General features: G+C 60.4%; 18 protein-coding genes and 1 pseudogene. 4 read left to right on the top strand and 15 right to left on the bottom strand.

Annotation, left to right across the window (positions count from 1 at the left end; all coding sequences use genetic code 11):
- Positions 1 to 370: 370 nt before the first annotated feature.
- The 3 genes and pseudogenes from ACIPL2_RS14725 to plsB form a co-directional block, all read right to left on the bottom strand.
- Positions 371 to 1,060 carry a DUF4197 domain-containing protein gene (locus ACIPL2_RS14725; RefSeq protein ID WP_401357476.1) on the bottom strand — a complete coding sequence of 230 codons (690 nt, stop codon included), beginning with the start codon at positions 1,058 to 1,060 and terminating at the stop codon, positions 371 to 373.
- A 27-nt stretch (positions 1,061 to 1,087) separates the two neighbouring features.
- Positions 1,088 to 1,485, bottom strand: a pseudogene (locus ACIPL2_RS14720) (YbaY family lipoprotein).
- Between the two features lie 151 nt (positions 1,486 to 1,636).
- On the bottom strand, positions 1,637 to 4,129 hold the full coding sequence (gene plsB / locus ACIPL2_RS14715) for a glycerol-3-phosphate 1-O-acyltransferase PlsB (RefSeq protein WP_401357473.1): 2,493 nt from the start codon (positions 4,127 to 4,129) through the stop codon (positions 1,637 to 1,639).
- Between the two features lie 165 nt (positions 4,130 to 4,294).
- Here plsB and ACIPL2_RS14710 point away from each other — a divergent pair, with 165 nt between their 5' ends.
- On the top strand, positions 4,295 to 4,504 hold the full coding sequence (locus tag ACIPL2_RS14710) for a cold-shock protein (RefSeq protein ID WP_401357470.1): 210 nt from the start codon (positions 4,295 to 4,297) through the stop codon (positions 4,502 to 4,504).
- Positions 4,505 to 4,623: 119 nt separating this feature from the next.
- Here the strand turns inward: ACIPL2_RS14710 and ACIPL2_RS14705 are convergent, their stop codons facing one another.
- From ACIPL2_RS14705 to ACIPL2_RS14690, 4 genes are all read right to left on the bottom strand, one after another.
- Positions 4,624 to 5,001, bottom strand: a complete 378-nt coding sequence (locus tag ACIPL2_RS14705; protein WP_401357467.1) for a hypothetical protein — start codon at positions 4,999 to 5,001, stop codon at positions 4,624 to 4,626.
- Positions 5,002 to 5,084: 83 nt separating this feature from the next.
- Positions 5,085 to 5,894 (bottom strand): putative RNA methyltransferase, encoded by an 810-nt coding sequence (locus ACIPL2_RS14700; RefSeq protein ID WP_401357464.1) that lies wholly within the window; start codon positions 5,892 to 5,894, stop codon positions 5,085 to 5,087.
- Positions 5,894 to 7,045 (bottom strand): succinyl-diaminopimelate desuccinylase, encoded by a 1,152-nt coding sequence (gene dapE, locus ACIPL2_RS14695; RefSeq protein WP_401357461.1) that lies wholly within the window; start codon positions 7,043 to 7,045, stop codon positions 5,894 to 5,896. Before dapE ends, ACIPL2_RS14700 begins: the two co-directional genes overlap by 1 nt.
- A gap of 199 nt (positions 7,046 to 7,244) precedes the next feature.
- A complete protein-coding gene (locus ACIPL2_RS14690) occupies positions 7,245 to 9,836 on the bottom strand; it encodes a glycosyltransferase (RefSeq protein ID WP_401357458.1) in 2,592 nt (863 codons plus the stop codon).
- Positions 9,837 to 10,293: 457 nt separating this feature from the next.
- Between ACIPL2_RS14690 and tcdA the strand changes: the two genes are divergently transcribed.
- Positions 10,294 to 11,106, top strand: a complete 813-nt coding sequence (gene tcdA / locus ACIPL2_RS14685) for a tRNA cyclic N6-threonylcarbamoyladenosine(37) synthase TcdA (protein WP_161807497.1) — start codon at positions 10,294 to 10,296, stop codon at positions 11,104 to 11,106.
- 78 nt (positions 11,107 to 11,184) lie between these two features.
- Here tcdA and ACIPL2_RS14680 read toward each other — a convergent pair whose 3' ends face one another.
- The 4 genes from ACIPL2_RS14680 to ACIPL2_RS14665 all read right to left on the bottom strand — a co-directional run bounded on the left by ACIPL2_RS14680 (position 11,185) and on the right by ACIPL2_RS14665 (position 14,382).
- On the bottom strand, positions 11,185 to 11,589 hold the full coding sequence (locus tag ACIPL2_RS14680; protein WP_401357456.1) for a SufE family protein: 405 nt from the start codon (positions 11,587 to 11,589) through the stop codon (positions 11,185 to 11,187).
- A complete protein-coding gene (locus ACIPL2_RS14675; protein ID WP_401357454.1) occupies positions 11,586 to 12,791 on the bottom strand; it encodes an aminotransferase class V-fold PLP-dependent enzyme in 1,206 nt (401 codons plus the stop codon). The genes ACIPL2_RS14680 and ACIPL2_RS14675 overlap by 4 nt, the downstream gene beginning before the upstream one ends.
- 160 nt (positions 12,792 to 12,951) lie before the next feature.
- Positions 12,952 to 13,986, bottom strand: a complete 1,035-nt coding sequence (dapD, locus tag ACIPL2_RS14670; RefSeq protein WP_059407787.1) for a 2,3,4,5-tetrahydropyridine-2,6-dicarboxylate N-succinyltransferase — start codon at positions 13,984 to 13,986, stop codon at positions 12,952 to 12,954.
- 33 nt (positions 13,987 to 14,019) lie between these two features.
- Positions 14,020 to 14,382: an ArsC family reductase gene (locus tag ACIPL2_RS14665; protein WP_401357451.1), complete on the bottom strand. Its 363-nt coding sequence runs from the start codon at positions 14,380 to 14,382 to the stop codon at positions 14,020 to 14,022.
- 274 nt (positions 14,383 to 14,656) lie between these two features.
- On the opposite strand from ACIPL2_RS14665, the gene ACIPL2_RS14660 reads away from it, so the two are divergent.
- Positions 14,657 to 16,288: a Na+/H+ antiporter gene (locus ACIPL2_RS14660; RefSeq protein WP_401357448.1), complete on the top strand. Its 1,632-nt coding sequence runs from the start codon at positions 14,657 to 14,659 to the stop codon at positions 16,286 to 16,288.
- A gap of 78 nt (positions 16,289 to 16,366) precedes the next feature.
- Here the strand turns inward: ACIPL2_RS14660 and ACIPL2_RS14655 are convergent, their stop codons facing one another.
- The 4 genes from ACIPL2_RS14655 to map form a co-directional block, all read right to left on the bottom strand.
- Positions 16,367 to 17,122, bottom strand: coding sequence for a M12 family metallopeptidase (locus ACIPL2_RS14655; protein WP_401357445.1), 756 nt, complete (start codon positions 17,120 to 17,122; stop codon positions 16,367 to 16,369).
- Positions 17,123 to 17,289: 167 nt separating this feature from the next.
- Positions 17,290 to 18,492, bottom strand: a complete 1,203-nt coding sequence (gene dapC / locus ACIPL2_RS14650; RefSeq protein WP_401357443.1) for a succinyldiaminopimelate transaminase — start codon at positions 18,490 to 18,492, stop codon at positions 17,290 to 17,292.
- Between the two features lie 158 nt (positions 18,493 to 18,650).
- Positions 18,651 to 21,353: a [protein-PII] uridylyltransferase gene (locus ACIPL2_RS14645; RefSeq protein ID WP_401357441.1), complete on the bottom strand. Its 2,703-nt coding sequence runs from the start codon at positions 21,351 to 21,353 to the stop codon at positions 18,651 to 18,653.
- Positions 21,354 to 21,400: 47 nt separating this feature from the next.
- A complete protein-coding gene (gene map / locus ACIPL2_RS14640; RefSeq protein ID WP_401357438.1) occupies positions 21,401 to 22,183 on the bottom strand; it encodes a type I methionyl aminopeptidase in 783 nt (260 codons plus the stop codon).
- Between the two features lie 374 nt (positions 22,184 to 22,557).
- On the opposite strand from map, the gene rpsB reads away from it, so the two are divergent.
- The coding region (gene rpsB / locus ACIPL2_RS14635; RefSeq protein WP_401357436.1) for a 30S ribosomal protein S2 at positions 22,558 to 22,763 on the top strand (206 nt) is incomplete at its 3' end.

The following is a 22,763-nucleotide window of genomic DNA, read 5'->3' as shown; positions in this document are numbered from 1 at the left end:
GGGCCCGCCGCCATCGGCCATCCATGGCCGGGGGCGGCTAACCCGGCATCCCTGCCGGGTTGCCCACTGCGCAGAACCTCCACTCGGCCTCTCGAGAGGGCGGTGCGTCAAAATCAAAAGCGACAGGCGAGCTAACGCTCGACCTTGAGTGGTGAAAATCAAAAGCGTACGCCGCTCTGCTTCTGATTTTCTGTAGGAGCGAGGCTTGCCCGCGAAGGCAGCCTGGTAGCCGACCAATCTCTCGCAGATTTACCCGGCCCCACTGTGGGAGCGAGCCTGCTCGCGATGGCGACGTATCAGTCGAAATCTATGTTGACTGACACGACCTCATCGCGAGCAGGCTCGCTCCCACAGGGTTTTGCGCCACGCCTTAGAGGGTGCCGAATACTTTCTTGGCCAGACTGGTCGCCGCCGCCGCCGGGTTCTGGCGAATGGTTTCTTCCTGTTTACCAATCATCTCGAACAAACCATTCAACGCTTGCTCGGTGACGTAGCTTTCGATGTTGGCATTCTTGGCATCAAGCACACCCAGCGTCGCGGCTTGCCCGGCGAACGAATTGTACTGCTTGGCCAGGCCGACCTGGTCGGTGGCTTGCTTGACGATGGGCAGGAACTTGACGCGGATCTGTTCGCGACTGGTTTTGCTCAGGTACTGGGTGGCGGCGTCTTTGCCGCCGCTGAGAATCCCTTTGGCGTCTTCCACGCTCATCTTCTTCACCGCGTCCACCAGGATCGGCTGAGCCTGGGTCACGGCGGTTTCGGCCGCTTTGTTCATGCTGGTTTCCAGCTGATCAACCTGGTCGCCCATGCCGAACTGTTTCATTTTGCTGGCGACTTTGCCCAGTTTGCCTGGCAGTTCGATTTTCACGTCCGGGTTGTTGCTGAATCCGCCTGGCGTACCGAGTTGTTTGACGGCCAGTTGCGCGCCTTGAGTCAGTGCATCCTTGAGACCACCGGTAGCGTCTTTTTGCGACAGGTCGCTGAGCGACAACGCCAGGGCACTGGCGGAGATCATCAAGCCTGCGCACAGGCCGGCAAAGCGAAGGGTAGGGCGGAGCATGGAAGTTTCCTTGTTTGAATGAGGAAATTAGCGGACGGCGTCGACGCGGATTTTCAGCGGCTGTGGATCCTTGCCATCCAGTTGCACGGCGTGATGCTCGGTGTTGATGAACATCAGTTTACCGTCGACTTCGATGCGCGCGCTGATTGAATAGCGATGCCAGGTTTGACCTGTGCCGGATCGTAACTCAGATGAAACGGCAGCGGCACCTGCCCTTTGACCTGGCCTTTCTGTTCATCGAGGACTACGGCTGGCGCATCCGCTAGCGATACGTCCTGCAGGCTGACGCTCAAGATGGCGGTTGGCGGCAGGGCAATGCGTTGCAGGTAGAAGACCTCGCCATCGAGGCTGGTTTTGGCGGCGGGGGGTATGGATTGGCAGGCTCCGAGCAACGCAATAAGCCCCAGAAGCGAAATTTTTTTCATGAATTAAATCCTTGTTGACACCGGATGAGGTGGGCAAGCATATCGCTTGGGTACCGAACCCCATGTAGGGAAAGTCCTGCGTTGGGTAGCGAATTTATAACCAGATGGATAAGAAGCTTCCTTGCTTCTGTAAGACCCTTGCCTCGATGTCTCAGACCGGCGTGACCCACTCCGCCGCATCTTCACTGCGATGCAACGCCACCTGACGGATCGACAAGCGAATCTCTGCAGGCAATACCCGTTTCGCCACGCCTTCGGCGAGTTCGCCCAGCAGTTCGTGGTAGCTCAGCTTGCCGGCTTCATCGCGCTTGAGCACGTCGAGGTCGAGCATGGTCTGGATGAAGTGGCGGAACAGGCTCTTGTCGAAAAATTCCGGGGCGTTCAGGCCATGCAGGATCGACAGGCGCTGGGCCATGACCGTGCACAGGTCTTCCAGCTCTTCGGCACTGAGGCTGTTCTGGCCACTGTTGAGCAGCAGGGACACGGTCATGTAAAAGCGCTGCAGGGTTTGGGCGATGCTTTTCGACAGCAGCGTCAGCAGCACAAAGTGCCGCGAACTCGGCGCCGGTCGCAGGTACACCTCGTTCTCGAAACGCAGCAGGCCTTGCTCGACGAACGCTTCCAGCCATTGATCGATCACCGCATCCAGGTCGTCCAGCGACCAGCGAATGAACAGTTCCGCTTGCAGGTACGGGTACAGCGCGCGGGTGTAGCGCAGGATCTGTTCGCGGCTCATGCGCGACGCGCTCTGGAAGAAGCTCGCGAGCAACGCCGGCAGCGCGAAGATGTGCAGCACGTTGTTGCGGTAGTAGGTCATCAGGACGGCGTTCTGCTCGTCCAGGTACAAAATCTTGCCCAGCGCATCGCTCTGCTCGGACAGCAGGTCCATGTCCTTCACATGCTCGATCAACGCCCGGCCGTCACCTTCCGGCAGCGTGGTGTGCGGCGAATACGGGACCTTGCGCAGCAGCGCCAGGTACAGATCGAGCACCCGCGCCATGGCGCGATCATCGAGGGCCAGGCGACTGGTGGACAACAACGCCAAAGCCACCAGGTTGACCGGGTTGATCGCCGCCGCTTCGTTCAAATGCTGTGCGACTTTTTCGCCGAGACGGTGGGTGGTTTCGTGGAGCCAGGCCGGTTTGAACTGTGGGCCGAGTTCCTGTTGACGCCAGTCTGGCTGTTCGCTGTCGAGGAACTCTGCCAGTTTGATCGGCTCGCCGAAGTTCACCGCGACCTGGCCGAAGCGCTGCTTGAGCGCGCCGATGACTTTGAAGATGTCGAAGATCGACTCTTTCTTCTTGGTCGCACCGCGCAGTTCGCCGAGGTAGGTCCGGCCTTCGAGTACTCGTTCGTAACCGATGTAGACCGGGATGAACACGATCGGCATCCGCGAGGAACGCAGGAAACTGCGCAGGGTAATCGCGAGCATCCCGGTTTTCGGTTGCAGCATGCGCCCAGTGCGCGAACGGCCACCTTCGACGAAGTACTCCACCGGGAAACCCTTGGTGAACAAGGTGTGCAGGTATTCGTTGAACACCGAGGTGTAGAGCGGGTTGCCCTTGAACGTGCGGCGCATGAAGAACGCGCCGCCACGGCGCAGCAGGCTGCCGATCACCGGCATGTTGAGGTTGATCCCGGCGGCGATGTGCGGCGGGGTCAGGCCGTTGCGGAATAGCAGGTACGAGAGCAGCAGGTAGTCGATGTGGCTGCGATGGCACGGCACATAGATCACTTCGTGACCCTGGGCGACGTTCTGCACGCCTTCGATGTGATTGACCTTGATACCGTCGTAGATTTTGTTCCAGAACCAGCTCAGCACCACTTCCAGAAAACGGATCGCGGTGTAGGTGTAGTCCGAGGCGATCTCGTTGCCATAACGCAGGGCTTGGGCCTTGGCTTTCTCCGGGGAAATGTTCTCGCGCTCGGCTTCGTCGAGGATCGCTTGCTTGACCAGTGGCTGATTGAGCAGGCCTTTGACCAGGTTGCGGCGGTGGGAAATGTCCGGGCCGATGACGGCGGCTTTCAGGTTGCGAAAGTGCACCCGCAGAATCCGCTGGGCCATGCGTACAGTGCGTTCGTGGCCCTTGTTGTGGTCGATCAGCTCGCGCAGGTGGATCGGCGCGGAGAACTGCACGCGGGTCTTGCGGCCCAGCACGATGATGCTGAGCAAGCGGCGCAGGCGCCCGGTGACCGCCCAGCTGTCGGCGAAGAGCAGTTTCCACGGGCTCGATTCGCTGTCCGGCGACTGGCCCCAGAACACGCTGACCGGAATGATCTGCGCATCTTCAACGGCGTTCTGGCTCAAGGCGCTGACCAGTCGGGTCAAGGTCGGCGGCGCACCGCGCTTGTCCTGGCGGCCGAGCCAGTCGGGCTCCGGCGTCAGGTAAAAGAACGCGGCGGGTTCTACCAGGTTTCCGACCGACACTGGCAACACCGGGCGGGGCAGGCCAGCCTTGGTGCATTCGGTGTCGACCACGGCGAGGTCGGTCAGCGAAGGGTTTTGCAGGACGTAGAACACCGGACGACTGCGGTCGAGGTTGAGGGTGAACGACGACTGGTTGATCGTCTCTGAGCGAACCCAGAGGTACAACAGTCGGCGCAGGGTGCCAAACACCAGACGGCGGAACGGGGAGCGGGTCATACGGCTTCTGCTTAGGTGGATAAAACCGAGCAGATGCTCGGACGGCGGATAGTGTGCCGTATTCGCCGAAAATCGGCAAAAAAGCGCCTAAGTAAAGTGAGTTGAGAGTTTTGACGGCTGTCATATACTCGGCCGTTCAAAATAAAAACAAGGGGGTACAGATTCATGGCTACGCGCGAAACCGGCAATGTGAAGTGGTTCAACGACGCCAAGGGCTACGGCTTCATTCAGCGCGAGGACGGGATGGACGTGTTCGTGCACTACCGCGCGATCCGCGGCGAAGGGCACCGCTCGCTGGCTGAAGGCCAGCAGGTTGAATACGCCGTGGTGACCGGCGAGAAGGGCTTGCAGGCTGAGGATGTGGTGGGTCTGTAATCCCACTCTTCAGCTCATACATAAACCTGTAGGAGCGAGGCTTGCCCGCGAAGCTTTTAGCGCCAGTGATGGCCCCTTCGCGGGCAAGCCTCGCTCCTACGGGTTAGTGGAGTAGCTGATTACGCGGTTTTCCAGGTGATTTCTTCTTCGCCATCAGCGCTGATGCGCATCCAGCGATCGGCCGTCTCTTCACCTTCTTCCTCGACCCAGCTACCCGGCGCGCAACGCACTTCGACGTTCAGCGCGGCGAACGCGGCGCGGGCGCAGGCGATGTCGTCTTCCCACGGGGTCTGGTCGCTTTCCAGGTACAGGCTGTTCCATTTTCCTACGGCTTTCGGCAGCCAGGTGACGGGCACGTTGCCGGCCTTGCACTTGTAGGTCTGGCCTTTCTGAACCCAGTCGGTGCACGGGCCCAACGCGGTGCCCAGCCAGGCGGCGACGGCTTTGTAATCGACGTCGGCGTCTTTCAGGTAAATCTCGATATCGGGTTGGCGCATGGATGTCCTCACTGCGGGTCTGAAAAATCCATTCGCGGATTTAGCCGGCCTCAAGCCATTGCTCAAGGCCAAAAATTATAAATTTATTGAAGAACGAAATAATCGTAGCGCATCGAGACGGTGACCTCGAACGGCTCGACCTGCTCGATGACCGCTGCCCGACGTTCAGCGCTGGCGCGCCAGCCATGAGGCGTCATGGCCAGCAGGTTCGCACGGTCCTGACCTTTGTCCAGCGTCAGTTTGAATTCCAGCGTTTCACTGTGCTCCAGCGCCATGCCTTCCGGCACCAACGCCAAGTGCTTGTCGTCGGTGTATTCACGGACTTCGTCGTACAAACGCTCACGCAACTCCATCAGATGGCCGCTGGTCGGCCCGACTTTCATCAAGCCACCACCAGGGCTGAGCAGGCGTTTGGCCTCCTCCCAGTCCAAGGGGCTGAAGACGCTGGCCAGGAACTGACAGCTGCCAGAAGCCAACGGCACCCGCGCCATGCTGGCGATCAACCAGGTCAGCTGCGGGTTGCGTTTGCAGGCGCGTTTGACCGCTTCCCGGGAGATGTCGAGGGCGTAACCGTCGGCATGAGGCAAAGCCTCGGCGATTTGCGCGGTGTAGTAACCCTCGCCACAGCCAATGTCGAGCCAGCGCTGCGGCGCGTACTGCGCCGCCAGTTCAGCCAGGCGCTTGGCCACCGGCGCGTAATGGCCGGCGTTCAAGAAGTCGCGTCGGGCTTCGACCATCGCCAGGTTATCCCCAGGGTCGCGGCTGTTCTTGTGCTGCACCGGCAACAGGTTCAGGTAACCCTGGCGCGCGCGGTCGAAGCGATGCCCGGCGGGGCAGGCCACGCCGTTGTCCACCGCGTTCAGCGGTTCGCTACAGATAGGGCAAGCAAGCATCAGGCGAGCAACTTGATCAGGGTCTGGTAGTAGATTTCGGTCAGCACGTCGAGATCTGCAGCCAGCACCCGCTCGTTAACCTGATGGATCGTCGCGTTGACCGGCCCCAGCTCAACCACCTGTGTGCCCATGGTCGCAATGAAGCGTCCATCGGAGGTGCCACCGCTGGTCGACGCTTTGGTTTCGCGGCCGGTGATGTCCTTGATGCTTGATGCCACGGCGTCCAGCAGCGCGCCCGGCTCGGTCAGGAATGGCAGGCCGGAAAGTGCCCAGTCGATGTGCCAGTCCAGGCCGTGCTTGTCGAGGATATCGGCGACGCGCTTTTGCAGGCCTTCAACGGTGGATTCGGTGGAGAAGCGGAAGTTGAACACCGCCACCAGGTCACCCGGGATCACGTTGGTCGCGCCGGTGCCGGAATTCACATTGGAGATCTGGAAGCTGGTCGGCGGGAAGAAATCGTTGCCGTGGTCCCAATGCTCGGCGGCCAGTTCGGCCAATGCCGGGGCGGCGAGGTGAATCGGGTTCTTCGCCAGGTGCGGATAGGCTACGTGACCCTGCACGCCGCGCACGGTCAGCTTGGCGCCGAGGGAGCCGCGACGACCGTTCTTGACCACGTCACCCACCAGGGTAGTGCTCGACGGTTCGCCGACGATGCACCAGTCCAGACGTTCCTTGCGCGCGGCGAGGCGTTCGACCACCGCCTTGGTGCCGTGGTGCGCCGGGCCTTCTTCGTCGCTGGTGATCAGGAAGGCGACCTTGCCCTTGTGATCCGGGTAGTCGGCGACGAAACGCTCGGCGGCCACTGTCATCGATGCGAGGCTGCCTTTCATGTCGGCCGCGCCACGGCCGCAGAGCATGCCGTGTTCGTCGATCAACGCGTTGAACGGGTCAATCTGCCACGCCGTCACCGGACCGGTCGGGACCACGTCGGTGTGACCGGCGAAGCACAGCACCGGACCGTCGTGTTTGCCGTGGGTGGCCCAGAAGTTATCCACATCTTCGATGCGCATCGGTTCCAGTGTGAAACCGGCATCGCCCAGGCGCTGCATCATCTGCTTCTGGCAATCGGCGTCGACCGGCGTCACGGACGGACGGCGGATCAGGTCGATGGCGAGTTGAAGGGTCGGCGAAAGGTCGGCGTGGGCCGTCATGGAAAACTCCAGAAGCTGTAAATATGTAGGAGCGAGGCTTGCCCGCGAAGAACGATGATGAGGTGTATCTGTTACACCGAGTCGCTTCATTCGCGGGCAAGCCTCGCTCCTACAGGGATTGGTGCTGGGCGCGCAAAATGGCGGTTATCTTAAAGCAAAACGGCGGCCATTGGCCGCCGTTTAGTGCATCTGTGCTGATTTAGACGGCTGGTAGCGGCTCAGCCTCGGCGGCCGGTTTCGGCAGCGAAGACAGGAACGCCATGATCAACGCCGCCAGGTACGGCAGCGACTGCACCAGCAGCATCGTCACCCAGAAGCGGATGTCATTGCTCGGCAGGCCCTGCACCAGGAAGATCCCCAGCGCCGCGCCCCACAACAGCAGCATGATGAACACCTCTTCGCGCGCCTCCGAAATCGCCACCCAGAAGCCGTGGTTATCGGCGTTTTTCGGCGTGCGGAAGAACGGAATGCTGCTGGTGAAGAAGCCATACAGCACCGCTTTGGCGATGGTGTGCGACAACGCCAACCCGGCCAGTGCCGCGCAGAACGCATCCTTCAGGTTGACCCCGACCGCACGACGGTAGAGGAAGATGATCTTGCCAACCTTGAACACGAACAGCGCCAACGGCGGGATTGCGAAAATCAACAACGGTGGATCGACCCGCTGCGGCACGATGATCATCGCCGCCGACCACAACAGTGCGCCGACGGTGAAGAAGATGTTCATGCCGTCCGCCACCCACGGCAACCAGCCCGCGAGGAAGTGGTAACGCTGGCCACGGGTCAGCTCGGTGTCCTTGCCGCGCAGCAAACTGGCGGTGTGACGCTTGATGATCTGAATCGCACCATAAGCCCAGCGGAAACGCTGTTTCTTGAAGTCGATAAAGGTATCCGGCATCAGGCCTTTGCCGTAGCTGGTGTGGTAATACGCCGCCGACAGGCCTTTTTCGAATACCCGCAGACCCAACTCGGCGTCTTCACAGATGCACCAGTCGGCCCAGCCCAGTTCCTCGAGCACCGAACGTCGGGTCATGGTCATGGTGCCGTGCTGGATGATCGCGTCACGGTCGTTACGGGTGACCATGCCAATGTGGAAGAAGCCTTTGTATTCCGCGTAGCAGAGCTTCTTGAAGGTGCTTTCGTTCTGGTCGCGATAGTCCTGCGGCGACTGCACCACAGCGATTTTCGGATCGGCGAAGTGCGGCACCATGTGCTTGAGCCAGTTCGGGTCAACGCAGTAATCCGAGTCGATCACCGCGATCACTTCGGCATCCTTGGCGGTGTGCGGAATCAGGTAGTTCAGTGCACCACCCTTGAAACCGGCCAGCGGCGCGACGTGGAAGAACTTGAAGCGCGGGCCGAGGGTGGCGCAGTAATCACGCACCGGTTCCCAGACCGCCGGGTCCTTGGTGTTGTTGTCGATGATCAGGACTTCAAAGTCCGGATAGTCGAGGTTGGCCAGGGCGTTGAGGGTCTGTTTGACCATCTCCGGCGGCTCGTTGTAGCAAGGGACGTGAATCGAGACTTTCGGTCGGTAGTCCGAATCGCCCACCACCGGCAGGAATTCACGCCGGCGCTTGTGGGTCCAGACCGCTTCGGCCAGTTCGTGGGCCTCGGTCAGCAGCACGATAAACACCCCGAGCGCACCGAGGGCGAGCAAGAAGCCCACCGTCAGGCTGAACCAGGTGCTGTATTGCTGGCTGTAGTCGTAACCGATCCACACCAGCACCGAACCGCAAAGGAATGCAATGAAGGTCAGGAAGGTACGGCCACATTGGCGCAGGGCTGAGCCGTCGATCATCAGCAGGGTCAGCGACAGCAGCGCCAGCACGACCGAGCCGATGGCCAGCACGCGCCATTGCGGAATGGCCACCACCGGGCCTTCGAAGTTGAATTTCTGCTGGCGTGCGGCGTTGAAAACGCCCCAGTACGCACCCACCGAGCCTTCGTCGCTGGCTTTCCACGGCTGGTCAAAGGCTTCGATCACGAAATAGTTGAAGCCTTGGCGATTGAGCTTATTGACCAATGTGCGCAGGTAGATCGCCTGGTCCGCCGGGCTCGAATCGGTGCCGCCACGCATGCGGCCGTTGCTCGGCCAGCCAACCTCCGAGAGCAGCAGCGGTTTTTTCGGGAACAGCTTTTTCAGGTCCCGGGCGCGATCGAGGACGAACTGACCGGCCTTGTCCACCGGAATGAATTCCCAGTAAGGCAGAACGTGCGCGGCGATCAGGTCGACGTGCTTGGCCAGTTCCGGGTGTTCTTCCCAGACGTGCCACTGCTCGGACGTGGTCACCGGCACTTTCACGGCGGCGCGGACGCGATCGAGGATCACGCTCAGTTCCGCTGCGGTAATTTCCTTACGGAAAATCGCCTCGTTACCGACCACCACGCGAACCACGCTGCGGGAGGTGTTGGCCAGTTCGATCGCGCGCAGGATCTCGCGTTCGTTGCGTTCCTGGTCCGGGCTGATCCAGATCCCCAGGGTTACCCGCAGGCCGAACTCTTCCGCCAGTTTGGGAATGTCCTCCAGCGTGCCGTCGACCGAGTAGGTACGGATGTTGTCCGTCAGCTTGCTCATGATCTCCAGGTCGCGACGCATTTCATCGTCGGTCGGGTACTGGTCTTTCTGTGGGTATTGGCCTTGTTGAAACGGCGAATACGAAAAACCGGAGATCTGTTCAGGCCAATTAGGGGCGGTGACCGGGCGATTGATCAGCGCCCAGAAGCCGGTAAACAAGGCAGCGATGGCGAGCACCACCACCAGGTTGAGTCCAAATTTACGCGATGACATAGCTATTTCGGGTTCCAAAGGCTGTGGAACGAAGGAAACGGTCGGCGGATGCCAAGGGGCGCGCATCCTACACCGGGCGTTCACTGACCGTACAGCGGACAGGGAAATGCCGGGCATTGGGCAATCCAACTCGGTTTAAGTTCTTTCGTTGGACCTCGCAGGCTAAATCTTGGTTCTGTGAACCTGATTAAAACGGCCCGGACGCCTCCATGTAGCAGCTGGCGAAGCCTGCGTTCGGCTGCGCAGCAGTCGCAAGATCAGACAATGCGGTGTGTCAGACCCACCGCGCACTCAGGTTTTACGACTGCGGCGCAGCCGAACGCAGGCTTCGCCAGCTGCTACACAGTAGGCGTTGCTGCACAGTGACAGGAATTAGCCGGCACGCCCGTTCATAGCGCAAAGATGCTCTTCGTCGCCGACGGCCCTATAATGCGCGCCGGTTTTTGGGGTAATGGTCATGAGTACAGAAGATCCGCGGTTTGCAGGCATCGCCCGTTTGTATGGCATCGAAGGCCTGGAGCGCTTGCGCGCCGCCCATGTGGCGATCGTCGGCGTCGGTGGCGTCGGTTCCTGGGCGGCGGAAGCCGTGGCCCGGTGCGGCGTGGGCGAGATTTCGCTGTTCGACCTGGACGACGTCTGCGTCAGCAACGCCAACCGTCAGTTGCATGCGCTGGACAGCACTGTCGGCAAGCCCAAGGTCGAGGTGATGGCCGAGCGCCTGCGCGGGATCAACCCGGATTGCACGGTGCACGCGGTGGCGGATTTCGTCACCCGCGAGACCATGGCCGAGTACATCACGCCGAACATCGACTGCGTGATCGACTGCATCGACAGCGTTAACGCCAAGGCTGCGCTGATCGCCTGGTGCAAGCGCCGCAAGATCCAGATCATCACCACCGGCGGCGCGGGCGGGCAGATTGACCCGACGCTGATCCAGGTCTGCGACTTGAACCGTACCTTCAATGACCCGCTGGCCTCGAAAGTGCGTTCGACGTTGCGTCGCGACTACAACTTCTCCCGCACCGTGACCCGCCATTACAGCGTCCCGTGCGTGTTCTCCACCGAGCAACTGCGCTACCCGAAACCGGACGGCAGCATTTGCTTGCAGAAGAGTTTTGTCGGTGATGGCGTGAAGCTCGACTGCGCGGGTGGGTTTGGCGCGGTGATGATGGTGACGGCGACATTCGGCATGGTCGCGGCGACCAAGGCTGTGGATAAGATTGTGGCCGGAGTGCGGCGGCCGGCGGACCGCATCAAGCCCGAGGCCTGAACACCATCCCTGTAGGAGCGAGGCTTGCCCGCGAAGGCGCCCTACCTGACACACCGCTTTCGCGGGCAAGCCTCGCTCCTACAGGGCTAGCTCGCGCATCCGCTGTAACACTGCATTGAGGCCGTTACTGCGCGACGGCGACAATTGCCGGCTCAGCCCCAGCTGATTGAACCACTCCGGCAAATCCACCTGTTGCAACTCCGCCGCCGACAACCCATTGACCCGCGCCAGCAACAACGCCACCAATCCGCGAATCAACCGCGCATCGCTGCTTGCGGCGAACTGCCAGTGACCGTTCTGCAACGCGCCCACCAACCACACCTGGCTTTCACAGCCGTGCACGCGGTTGGCGTCGATTTTGTCCACATCGCTCAACGCCGGCAGACGGTCGCCCCACTGCATCAAAAGGCGCGCCCGTTGTTCCCAGCCCGCGGCATTCTGAAAGGTCTCGAGTGCCGTGACGGCTTGCGCAGGCAAACTCATCGCAACATCTCCAGTGCCTGATCCAGCGCTTCAAAAAAGCGTTCCAGATCCTCGGAATCGTTGTACAGCGCCAGTGAAACCCGAATCGCCCCGGCCAGTTCGAAGCTTTTCAGCAGCGGCATGGCGCAGTGATGACCGGCCCGCACCGCGATCCCCTGTTCGGTCAGCAGGTGCGCCAGATCAGAGTTATGCACACCCTCGACGACAAAACTGGCCAGCGCCAGTTGCGGTTTGCCCAGCAACCGAATGCCGTTGCGCGCCTCAAGGCCCTTGAGCAGATAGTCATGCAACGCCGCTTCGTGAGCAGACACCGCGTCCTGATCGAGCCCGGCGAGGTAATCCAGGGTCGCCCCCAGACCAATCACCCCGGCGATTGGCGGAGTACCCGCCTCGAAACCCAGCGGTGCCGGGCGAAAACGTGCGCTTTGGTAATCGGCATCCATCACCATTTCACCGCCGAACTGCCAGTGGCGCAGTTGTTTCAGCGCGTCATTGCGCCCGAACAGCACGCCGAGGCCATCCGGGCCGTAGAGTTTGTGGCTGGAAAACACATAGAAGTCGCAGCCGAGCGCCTGCACGTCATGCCGGCCATGGACCACGCCTTGGGCTCCATCGACCACGGTCAAGGCGTTATGCGCCTTGGCCAGCGTCAAAAGCTGCGGCAATGGCTGCCAGGCGCCGAGCACATTAGAGAGCTGGCTGACCGCCAACAGGCGTGTGCGAGCGCCGATCAACGACGCGGCGACGTCCAGATCAATCAAGCCGTCCACATCCAGCGGCAGGATCACCAGTTTCAGGTCGCGACGCTGGGCCAGTTGCTGCCACGGCAGCAGGTTGGCGTGATGCTCCAGGGCGCTGATGACAATTTCATCGCCCGGAATGAATAGATGTTCCAGGCCATAGGCCAGGAGGTTCAGCGCGGAGGTCGCGCCGTGGGTAAAGATGATTTGCCCGCTATCGCCGGCATTGAGCCAGTGCGCGACTTTGCTGCGACTGTTCTCGAACGCCTGGGTGGCATGGGCGCCAGGCAAGTGTTGCGCCCGATGCACGTTGGCCGCGCCGTTGGCGTAGTAATGCGTCAGGGCATCCAGCAGGGCTTGAGGTTTTTGCGTGGTGGCGGCGTTGTCCAGATACGTCTGGTCTTGCCGTTGCAGCGCGGCGATGGCCGGAAAATCGGCGCGCCAGGGAGAGGCAATCATCATGTCATTCGGCCCTGGTGAACATGGGCGGGTGTACGCCTGACCTCTCTGACCCTGTAGGAGCGAGGCTTGCCCGCGAAGGCGTCATCACTGACGACAAAAGCTTCGCGGGCAAGCCTCGCTCCTACAAGGGCAGGGGGCAGGTGATCGTGTGACGCTCTGCTTAGTTGTGAGCGTGCAGCGCTTCGTTCAGTTCGATCGCCGACTTGTGGGTTTTGCATTCCACGGCGCCGGTTTCCGAATTGCGGCGGAACAGCAGGTCAGGTTGTCCGGCCAGTTCACGCGCCTTGACGACTTTGACCAGCTTGTTGTGCTCGTCCAGCAGCGCCACTTTGGTGCCAGCGGTCACGTACAGGCCCGATTCAACGGTATTGCGGTCGCCCAACGGGATACCGATACCGGCGTTGGCGCCGATCAGGCAGCCTTCGCCCACCTTGATCACGATGTTGCCGCCACCCGACAGGGTGCCCATGGTCGAGCAACCGCCGCCCAGGTCCGAACCCTTGCCGACGAACACGCCCGCCGACACGCGGCCTTCGATCATGCCCGGGCCTTCGGTGCCGGCGTTGAAGTTGACGAAACCTTCGTGCATCACGGTGGTGCCTTCGCCCACGTAGGCGCCCAGGCGGATACGCGCGGCGTCAGCGATACGCACACCGGCCGGTACCACGTAGTCGGTCATTTTCGGGAACTTGTCCACCGAGAACACTTCCAGCAGCTCGCCACGCAGACGGGCTTCCAGCTGATGCTCAGCCAGTTCGCTCAGGTCGATCGCGCCCTGGCTGGTCCAGGCCACGTTCGGCAGCAGCGGGAACACGCCGGCCAGGTTCAGGCCGTGCGGCTTGACCAGACGGTGAGACAGCAGGTGCAACTTGAGGTAAGCCTCAGGCGTGGAGGTCAGTTGAGCGTCTTCGGCCAGAATGGTCGCGACCAGCGGCTTGTGGCTCTCGGCCAGACGGGTGAGCAATGCGGCTTGAGCAGCGTCGACGCTTTTCAGCGCTTCAGCCAGTTGCGACGCCTGGGCGGTGCTGAACGCGATGGCCTGATTGCCTTCGGTGTAGCCCAGGACCGGCGCGATGGCAGCGACCAGTTCGGCCGATGGATTGAGCAGTGGCTGCGCGTAAAACACTTCCAGCCATGCGCCTTGACGGTTTTGAGTGCCGACACCAAAGGCCAGGCTGAACAGGGTAGTGGACATGTTGATACCTCTAACAAAATGGAACGGGCTGCCTTACTTGAGCGCTGCCGCGTAGATATCTGGCTTGAAGCCAATCAGGGTTCGGTCACCGAGATCAAGCACCGGGCGCTTGATCATCGAGGGTTGCGCGAGCATCAGTTCGACGGCTTTCGGCTGGTCGAGATCGGCTTTGCGTTCGTCGTCGAGTTTGCGAAAGGTCGTGCCTGCACGGTTCAACACCACTTGCCAGCCGTGCTCGTCGCACCATTGGGTCAGGTGTTCACGGTCGATTCCGACCGCTTTGTAATCATGAAAGTCATAGCTGACAGCGTGTTCATCGAGCCAGGTGCGCGCCTTTTTCATGGTGTCGCAGGCTTTGATGCCGAAAAGGTGCAACGTTTTACTTGAAACGGTCAAGGAATTGCCCCCTTTACAGGTGCTGGAAAAAAAAGGTGAAGGATTATGCCATGGCCTTCCGGTTAAAGCGCAAAACCTGTGGGAGCGGGCTTGCTCGCGAAGGCGGTGTGCCAGGCAGAATTGATGGCGACTGACACACCGCCTTCGCGAGCAAGCCCGCTCCCACATTGATTTTGCGGTGTTCCAAAGATGCGACATTGGTGCAACGGTCAGGGGCAGTCTAAGCGGCTAACATGTCACTTCAATGCTGTCGATTGTCCGGGAACCCCGCTCTATGCAAACCGCCTATACCGTCCTGATCCTGTTGATGCTGGTTGGCGTTTCACGCCTGCTCGGACGGGTGATTCCCTTGCCGTTGCCACTGGTGCAAATCGGTGCCGGCGCGATGCTGGCCTGGCCGACGCTTGGGCTGCATGTCGCGTTGGATCCCGAGTTGTTCCTTTTTCTGTTCCTGCCGCCGCTGCTGTTTTCCGATGGCTGGCGCATGCCCAAGCGTGAGTTGTGGCGTCTGCGCGGGCCGATTCTGACGTTGGCGGTGGGGCTTGTGCTGTTCACCGTGGTCGGCGCGGGATACTTCATTCATTGGCTGATTCCGAATATTCCGCTGCCAGTCGCCTTTGCCCTGGCGGCGGTGCTGTCGCCGACGGATGCGGTGGCGGTCTCGGCGATTTCCCAGAACCGCTTGCCGACGCCCTTGATGCACATGCTCCAGGGTGAAGCCTTGATGAACGATGCCTCAGGCCTGGTGACGTTCAAGTTTGCCTTGGTCGCGGCGGTCACCGGCGCGTTCTCGCTGGCCAACGCCAGTGTGACGTTCGTGTTGGTGGCGGTCGGCGGCCTGGCGGTGGGTGTGGCGCTGAGCTGGTTGGTCGGGCGCCTGCGGTCGTGGATGATCGCGCGTGGCTGGGATGACCCGGCCACTCACGTCGTCTTCATGTTGTTACTGCCGTTTGCCGCCTATGTGCTCGCCGAGCGCGTGGGCGTGTCGGGCATTCTGTCCGCGGTGGCGGCGGGCATGATGCAGAGCTGGCTCGACCTGCTGCCGCGTCAGACCAACACCCGCTTGCTCAATCGCAGTGTCTGGTCGTTGCTGGAGTTCGCTTTCAACGGCTTGATCTTCCTGCTGCTGGGCCTGCAATTGCCGGACATCATCAAAGCCGTGGCCAGCCACGAAACCTCCTTGTGGCCGACGCTGCTCTATCGCTGCCTGGATGTGATCGCGATTTTCCTGGTGCTGCTGGTGCTGCGGTTTGTCTGGGTGCAGAGCATCTGGCGTCTTTCAATTCTGTTGCGACGCTGGCGCGGCAAGGGGGCGGTGACCCAAGTGCCCACGGCGCGTTCCTGCTGGTTGCTGACCGTCGGCGGGGTACGCGGCGCGGTGACGCTGGCGGGCGTACTGTCGGTGCCACTGTTGATGGGCGGCGAGGCATTCCCCGAGCGGGACTTGCTGATCTTCATCGCTGCCGGAGTCATCCTGCTGTCACTGATTGCGGCGTGCATCGCGTTGCCGATGTTGTTGCGGGGCATCGAAAAAAGCCCCGACGACAAGCGACGCAATGAAGTGCGCGACGCCTGGCGCAAGACGGCCGAGGCCGCCATTCATGCGCTCGAAACCGAGGAGGTCAACCCGCAGGACGCCGCCCAGGCTGCGCTGGCGGCAGAGCTCAAGGCGCGGATCATGTCCGAGTATCGGCATCAACTGGAGGTGTTCAACGATTCGGCGGAGGCCCAGGCGCTGGCGTTTCAGATGGACTTGCTGGAGCGGCGTCTGCGCTTGAAGGCGCTACGGGCGCAGCGCCTGGAATTGTACAGCCTCAGCCGTCATCACCAGATTGGCGATGACGTGTTGCGGGAAGTGTTGGGTGAACTGGATTTAAGTGAGGCTAACTTGGGGGCGGTTAAGTAAGCGAGTAGCGCAAACTTGCCTGGTTGTTAGTTGTACATGAATAAAATTTACACGTTTGTTGGGTTCAAAGAACAGGAATTATGGATAAGCTTTTTTAACAAGCGCGATATCACCTTCGCTGATACTCCTGCTTGCAGTATGTTGCCAGTCACCGAGGGTGAGTTCATCAAGCACGTCATAGTGCATGACTGACTGTCGGTCGTAGGGTGTATAGGTTCGACCTGGAATACGTTCTAAGGGTAAGACGTTGGCGTCAACGTCCTGCCTGGATAAACCGGCAGCCCTTGCATAATAGTCGTATGTTTTTTCTCGATCCCAAGGGATATTGGCATCGGGATGTTGGTGCTCGTGGTTCAGGCCGAGCGCGTGGCCAAACTCATGGATGACCATCCCCTCGTAGTGTGGGGAGGAAAAGTCGGTACCCAGATCCATTGATGCTTCGTGAGGGTGGCCTGTGAGTGCATCTGTGCCGATTCTTGAGCTTCCGCCTTTGTTGAGCGATGGCTGAAAATTAACCCGGATGTCGCCCAGGAATTCCTCTGAGTTATAGATGTCCTCTTCGTCCATTTCCAGGAACTCGAAGTTTAGACTGATGTAAGGTAACCAATTTATCGCACCATTTTTTACAGCCTCGAATGAATGCTCGTCGTATTTGAAGACCAGAATTTTCAGCGTTCTTCCAGGGGTCCAGAATTTGGTGTGATCACCGACGCCACGTTTTTTCCTGCCCCCGCTGCCAAGTGTGACATTGCTGGGGCGCTCGCTGATTGCGGCGTTATAAGAGTCGAGAAGATTCGTAGGTGCAATGCTCTTGCAATAGGTAAGTGTGCTCACGTTTTATAGGTGTCCAATGATTAAATGGACTTTGAACGTATTTGAATGCCGTGAGACTGTCCAGTTATGTGGTTGTTCCAGTTGTTGCGGTAGTTATGTCTGATGGGGGTTTTAAGTTGGAGGTTAAATGCCCTGCACCGCGTTGCACGGTGCAGGTGCAATAACAACTATTTACTGCGAGTGACTATAAAGTCGCGAATCCGCTTGGCGGCTTCAACGCATTCCGCCAGCGGAGCCACAAGTGCCATGCGCACGCGTCCGGCACCCGGGTTGAAGCCGTCGACTTCACGGGACAGATAAGAACCCGGCACCACGGTCACATGTTCTTCCACAAACAGATCACGGCAGAACGCCTCGTCATCGCCTTCGACATTCGGCCACAAGTAGAAACCGCCATCGGGACGCTGTACATCCATGACCGGGCTGAGAATCTCCAGCACCGCGTCATACTTCTCGCGATACAGCGCACGGTTGGCGCGTACATGCACTTCGTCATTCCAGGCGGCAACGCTGGCCAGTTGCGTCTGAACCGGCATCGCGCAGCCGTGGTAGGTGCGATAGAGCAGGAAGCCTTTGAGAATGTTTGCATCGCCGGCCACAAAGCCCGAGCGCAAGCCCGGCAAGTTGGAGCGCTTGGACAGGCTGTGGAACACCACGCAACGTTTGAAATCCTTGCGACCCAGTTCCACGCAAGCACTGAGCAGGCCGGCCGGCGGGGTGTGTTCGTCGAAGTACAGTTCGCTGTAGCACTCGTCGGCGGCGATCACGAAATCGTATTCGTCGGCCAGGGCGATCAGCTTTTTCAGGGTGTCGACCGGGATCAGCGCGCCGGTCGGGTTGCCTGGCGAGCACAGGAACAAGATCTGGCAGCGTTTCCAGATGTCTGGTGAGACGGCGTCGAAATCCGGGTTGAAGCCGTTCTCATCGAGGCACGGCAGGTAGTGCGGCTTGGCCCCGGCAAGGAACGCCGCGCCCTCGTAGATCTGATAGAACGGGTTCGGGCTGACCACCAGTGCATCGTCGCCACGGTTGACCACGGTCTGGGTGAAGGCAAACAGCGCCTCGCGTGTGCCGTTGACCGGCAGCACGTTGCGCGCCGGGTCGAGCCAGCCGTGCGGAACGTTGAAACGCCGTTCGCACCACGCCGCGATGGCTTCACGCAGGGCCGGGATGCCGAGGGTGGTCGGGTACACGGCCATCTGATCCAGATTGCTGGCCAGGGCTTCGGCGACGAAGCTTGGCGAACGGTGCTTGGGCTCGCCGATGGACAGCGCGATGGCGCGTTTTTCCGGGTTTGGCGTGACGCTGCCGAGCAGGGCGCGGAGCTTCTCGAACGGGTAGGGCTGCAACTGGTTCAGAGCGTTGTTCATCGATGGATCTCGTTCGGTGTGGGAGCGGCTCTAACCCTGTAGGAGCAAGCTTGCTCACGATGGTCGTTAACGATAACGCGCGTTTGCTGGATAAACGCGTCGTGCTCAGGTCCATCGCGAGCAGGCTCGCTCCTACACAAGGGCGGGCCGTTGTTAGTTCATATACTCAGTCGCGACAGCGCGATCCCGGGTTCATGGCTGACGCTCAGCTGTTCGACGATCGCATCCTGCAACCGGCTGCACAGCAACGGGTCGGATAACGGCTGGTTGTTCGCGTCGGTGATGAAGAACACGTCTTCCACGCGCTCGCCGAGGGTCGCAATCTTGGCGTTCTGCAACGACAGATCGAACTCGAGGAAGATCGTGCCGATGCGTGCCAGCAGGCCAGGACGGTCGGGGGCGCTGAGCTCCAGCACCGTTACCGGACGCTGGGCGTCGTTGTGAATCGTCACCTGCGGTGCAAACGCGAAATGCTTGAGCTGGCGCGGCACCCGACGCTGAATGATAGTCGGGTAATCGTCCGGGTTGCGCAGCGCTTCGGTCAGGCCTTCGCGGATCTGTTTGACCCGCGCCGGGTTGTCGCCAATCGAGTCGCCGTCAGTGTCGAGCACGATGTAGGTGTCGAGGGTGAACTGGCTGCTGGACGTAATAACCCGGGCGTCGTGAATGTTCAGGTTGAGCTGGTCCATCGCGGCCACGGTCACGGCGAAGAAGTCGTGCTGGTCCGGCGCATAGATGAAGATCTGCGTGCCGCCCTCGAATTCGCGCTGCGTCGTTTCCTTGATCAGCACCAGCGGCCCGCCGTCGGCCGGCTGCTGGAGAATCGCATCGCTGTGCCAGGCCACATCGCCGGCAGTGTGGCGCAGGAAATAGTCATCGCCCAATTGCGCCCACAACTGCTCGACGTCGTCCGGATCGGTGCCGCCGCGCACAAGAATGTCCAACGCCGCGCTCTGGGTCTGGCGGATCTGTTCTTCGCGGTCCACCGGGTTCTCCAGGCCGCGCCGCAAGGCACGCTTGGTCTCGGTGTAGAGCTGGCGCAACAGGCTGGCGCGCCAGGAATTCCACAAGGTCGGGTTGGTGGCGTTGATGTCGGCGACGGTCAACACGTACAGATAGTCGAGGTGGGTTTCATCGCCGACGATCTGCGCGAAATCGTGGATCACCTGCGGGTCGGACAAGTCCTTGCGCTGGGCTGTGGTCGACATCAGCAAATGGTTCTGCACCAGCCAGACGATCAGGCGGCTGTCCCACACCGGCAACTGGTGGCGCTGGCAAAAGGCTTCGGCATCCACCGCGCCGATTTCCGAGTGATCGCCATGCCGGCCCTTGCCGATGTCGTGGTACAGGCCGGCCAGGTAGATCAGCTCGGGCTTGGGCAATTTGGCCATGAGCTTGCTGGCCAGCGGGAATTTTTCCGACACTTGCGTGTACTGCAACTTACGCAGGTGTTTGATCAGGTTCAGGGTGTGGGCGTCGACCGTATAGATGTGAAACAGGTCGTGCTGCATCTGCCCGACAATGAAGCCGAACTCCGGCAGATAGCGCCCGAGAATGCCGTAGCGGTTCATCCGGCGCAGGTTGCGATGGATGCCGATCTTGCACTTGAACAGCTCGATGAACAGGCTGGTGTTGCGAATATCGTTGCGGAAGTCGTCGTCGATCAGGTGCCGGTGTTCGCGCAGCAGACGAACGGTGTCGGCGCGCACGCCTTTGATTTCCGGCTGCTGGGCCATCAGCACGAAGATTTCGAGCATGGCGAATGGCGTGCGGCGGAATACGTTGTCGTTGCGCGCCTCGATGTAGCCGTCGTGCAACTGGAACCGCGAGTTGATCGGCTGCGGCGGTACGACGTCCTCCGGCGCGAGGATGAGTTCCTCGAAGTGCTGGATGATCAGGTCGCTGAGCTGGGCAATGCTCATGACCACCCGGTAATACTGCTGCATGAAGTTTTCGATGGCCTGCTTGGCATCGTCACCCTTGAAGCCCAGCAACCCGGCGATGGTGCGCTGGTGATCGAACAGCAGCCGGTCTTCGGAGCGGCCGGCGAGCATGTGCAGGGCGTAACGAACCTTCCACAAAAATTCCTGGGACGAGGCCAGCAGGGCGTTTTCGCTCTCTACCAGAAAGCCTTCGCCGGCCAGGGCTCGCAGGTTCAGGGTGCCGTACTCGCGACGGGCCACCCAGAGAATCGTCTGGATATCCCGCAGGCCGCCGGGCGAGCCTTTGACGTTGGGTTCCAGGTTGTATTCGGTGTCGTTGTACTTGTGGTGACGGGCCTTCTGCTCGGCGCGCTTGGCCAGGAAGAAATCCTTGCTCGGCCACATGTGCGCGGTGCTGGTGACGTCGAGCATGCGCTGGCGCAGGCGCTCGGGGCCGCAGATGGTGCGGCTTTCCATCAGGTTGGTGACCACCGTCAGGTCGGCGCGGGCCTCGACGGCGCATTCGTCCACCGAGCGAACGCTCTGACCGACTTCCAGGCCGATGTCCCACAACAGCGTCAGAAAACGCTCGATGGAATCGCGGAAAATTTCATGATCGGCGCTGTCCAGCAGGATAAGCAGATCGATGTCGGAATAAGGGTGCAACTCGCCGCGACCATAGCCGCCGACCGCGACCAGCGCGATGTCGGCGTCTTCGCTCCAGTCAAACTGCTCCCAGGCCTTTTGCAGGATGTTGTCGACGAACCAGGCCCGGTCCTCGATCAGTCGGCGAATCTCGCGGCCACTGCGAAAGCGCCCGTCGAGCACCTCGCGGGCCTGGCGAATCGCCTTCTTGAAGGCCGCGATCGGGCTTGCCTTCAGGGCCAGTTCAGCCTGGAACTGGCCTCGGTCGAAGAGTTCGGGATCCACCTGCGGCATCGATTGGCTTTCCTGTCTATAAAGGCTGGGGAGCGGTGCGGCTCGGATCAGGCCGAAACGCGCGGAATGGTGTCATCGGCGCGCAGGGTGAAGATCTCGTAACCGGTGTCGGTCACCAGCAGGGTGTGTTCCCACTGGGCGGAGAGCTTGCGGTCCTTGGTGATCGCGGTCCAGCCGTCGCCCAATACCTTGGTGTCGGCCTTGCCCTGGTTGATCATCGGCTCAATGGTGAAGGTCATGCCGGCTTTTAGTTCCATGCCGGTGCCGGCGCGGCCGTAGTGCAGGATCTGCGGCTCCTCGTGGAACACCTTGCCGATGCCGTGGCCGCAGAACTCGCGAACCACCGAGAAACCGTTCTTTTCCGCGTGCTTCTGGATCACTTCGCCGATATCGCCCAGGCGGCAGCCGGGTTTGACGATCTGGATGGCCTTGTACATGCATTCCTGGGTCACTTGCGACAGGCGCTCGGCCCAGACCGGCACGCTGCCGACGTGGAACATGCGGCTGGTGTCGCCGTGGTAGCCGTCCTTGATCACGGTGACGTCGATGTTCAGCGTGTCGCCATCCTTCAGTACTTTCTCGTTCGGGATGCCGTGGCAGACCACGTGGTTGATCGAGGTGCAGATGGACTTCGGGAAACCCTTGTAGTTGAGCGGGGCAGGGATGGCTTTCTGCTCGTTGACGATATAGTCGTGGCAGATGCGGTCCAGCTCTTCGGTGGTGATGCCCGGCTTGACATGTTCGGCAATCATTTCCAGCACATCGGCGGCCAGTTTGCCGGCGATCCGCATTTTTGCGATGTCCTCTGGGGTTTTGAGGGTGACGGTCATACAGGCTCTCTCTGCGCTCGATGGCGCTTTCTAAAACGAAATGGGCGTTGCGCGCTCGAATCTTCGCGGCCCTTAAAAACGCGATTCTACCAGACGATCAGGGCAAATCTGAGTCCCAGTGCGTCGCTTCTCTCTATAGAATGGTGCATTCTGGGCCGATTCCAAGGGGCGGGGCAAAAGCGCTCGCCAGGATTTCAGAATCCGGGTTCCGTTTTTTTCTGCCCTGTGATATAAAATGCGCCGCTTTCCGGGGATCCCCTGAAAAGCCTAAATCCACACACGTGTCGACACGATGACCTGGGTGCCTTCAGCTGATGCTGCTGGTTGGTCATTGGGATACGTGGAGGCCAAACCCGACTTATTAAGGAACTATCATGTCCCAAGTCAACATGCGCGATATGCTGAAGGCCGGTGTGCACTTCGGTCACCAAACCCGTTACTGGAACCCGAAAATGGGTAAATACATTTTCGGCGCGCGTAACAAGATCCACATCATCAACCTTGAAAAAACCCTGCCAATGTTCAACGAAGCTCTGACTTTCGTAGAGCGCCTGGCCCAGGGCAAAAACAAGATTCTGTT

The sequence above is a fragment of the Pseudomonas sp. NPDC086251 genome (assembly GCF_044746405.1).
Lineage (GTDB): Bacteria > Pseudomonadota > Gammaproteobacteria > Pseudomonadales > Pseudomonadaceae > Aquipseudomonas.
Note: the sequence above shows the minus strand (reverse complement) of the source record. Positions and strands in the feature narration are given on the sequence as shown.